The sequence below is a fragment of the Cupriavidus sp. GW821-FHT07C08 genome (assembly GCF_059419025.1).
The window spans coordinates 1-1,964 of the sequence record NZ_JBWKQZ010000071.1; the positions used below are offsets into that span (position 1 = coordinate 1).

The following is a 1,964-nucleotide window of genomic DNA, read 5'->3' on the forward strand; positions in this document are numbered from 1 at the left end:
GGCTGGCCACAAACGTCGATCCGGATCCTGGATCGGGACCTCGGTCAGTCAGGCGCGCAGATGACGGGCCGCGAGGATTTCAAGACGCTGGTGGCGGATGTCTCGATGGGGCACGTGGGCGCCGTGTTTGCGCTGGAGGTCTCGCGCCTGGCGCGCTCGAACCTGGACTGGCATCGCCTGCTCGAGTTGTGCGCGCTCACCGGTACCTTGGTCATCGACGCCGATGGGTGCTACGACCCGGGCGACTTCAACGACGGCCTGCTGCTGGGCCTCAAAGGCACGATGGCACAGGCCGAATTGCACTTTTTGCGCGGGCGCCTCCAAGGCGGCAAGCTCAACAAGGCGCAGAAGGGTGAGTTGCGCTTTCCGCTCCCGGTTGGGTTGTGCTATGACGACGAGGGCCACATCGTCCTGGATCCCGATGACGAGGTGCGCGGCGCCGTGCAATTGGCGTTTCGCCTGTTTCACGAGACCGGCAGCGCATACGCGGTCGTCAAGCGCTTCGCCGAAGGTGGCTTGCGCTTTCCCAAGCGCGCCTACGGCGGCGCTTGGGCGGGCCGGCTCATCTGGGGGCGCCTGAGACATGAGCGCGTGATCGGCCTGATCAAGAATCCTTCGTATGCGGGCATTTATGTCTTTGGACGGTACCAGTACCGCCAGCGCATCACGCCACAGGGGGAGGTGCATAAGCGCGTGCAGCCGGTACCAAAGGCAGACTGGCGCGTCCATCTACCCGAACATCACGAGGGATACATCACCCCGGAGGAGTTTGAGCGGAACCAGGCACGCCTGGCGGGCAACCGGACCAACGGTGAAGGCACCGTGCTCAGCGGTCCGGCGCGTGAAGGATTGGCGCTGCTTCAGGGGCTGCTGCTCTGTGGCTGCTGCGGTCGGGCGCTGACCGTGCGCTACCAGGGTAACGGTGGCATCTACCCAATGTACTTGTGCAATGCGCAGCGCCGCCAGGGTTTAGCGACCAGCGATTGCATGAACGTGCGCAGCGACCTGCTCGACAACGCGATTGGCGCCGAAGTGCTCAAGGCACTGCGCCCGACCGAGCTCGAACTGGCCTTGACAGCCCTGAACGAACTCGAACAGCGCGATCAGGCCATCATGCGCCAGTGGCACATGCGCATCGAACGCGCCGAGTACGAGGTCGCGCTCGCCGAACGTCGATATCAGGAATGCGATCCCGCCAACCGCCTGGTTGCTGGCACCCTCGAGCGTCGCTGGAATGATGCGATGCTTCGCCTCGAAGCAATCAAGGCGGAAGCCGCCCAGGTCCGGAGCCAGAAGGCGCGTGTCGCCACGCCAGAACAGAAGACCCAGGTCCTCGCACTGGCGCGCAATCTGCCGCGCCTCTGGCGCGCTCAGACGACCCCGGCGAAGGATCGCAAGCGCATGTTGCGACTGCTCATCCGGGACATCACGGTAGAGAAATTGACGGCAACCAGACAGGCTATCTTACATATCCGCTGGCAGGGTGGCGCCTGTACCGACATCACCGTGAACTTGCCCAAGCGGGTCGCCGAAGCGATGCGCTATCCAGCCGCGCTCGTCGAGAAGGTGCGCCAACTGTCGCAGCACTTGTCCGACCCGCAAATCGTTGCGCGCCTCAATCAGGAAGGCCTGCGCAGCGCATCTGGCCGCCCCTTCACGCTCTCCATGGTCAAATGGATCCGCTATCGGTATCAGATTGCGTCAGTCAGCCTCAAGCGGGGTGACGAGCTCACGGTACAGCAACTCGCCCGTCGACTGGCGGTCAGTGCGCACGTCGTCTATTACTGGATCAAACGCCAGGTGGTCCAGGCCCGTCAGCTCGACGGACGGGGCCCGTGGTGGATCACCCTGGATCCCGCCAAGGAGCAGCAACTGCGCGATTGGGTACGCACTTCAGGGCATCTTCAGCCGCAACATTCCAACATTCAACTGTGAGAGGTGCATTATGAAATCACCGTCGGGAT

Annotated in this window: 1 protein-coding gene; it reads left to right on the forward strand. The window is 63.3% G+C overall.

The genetic code is table 11. The features are described from left to right. A partial coding sequence (locus AC07UK_RS38700; protein WP_494693926.1) for a recombinase family protein occupies positions 1-1,935 on the forward strand: 1,935 nt, incomplete at its 5' end. Positions 1,936-1,964: the final 29 nt, after the last annotated feature.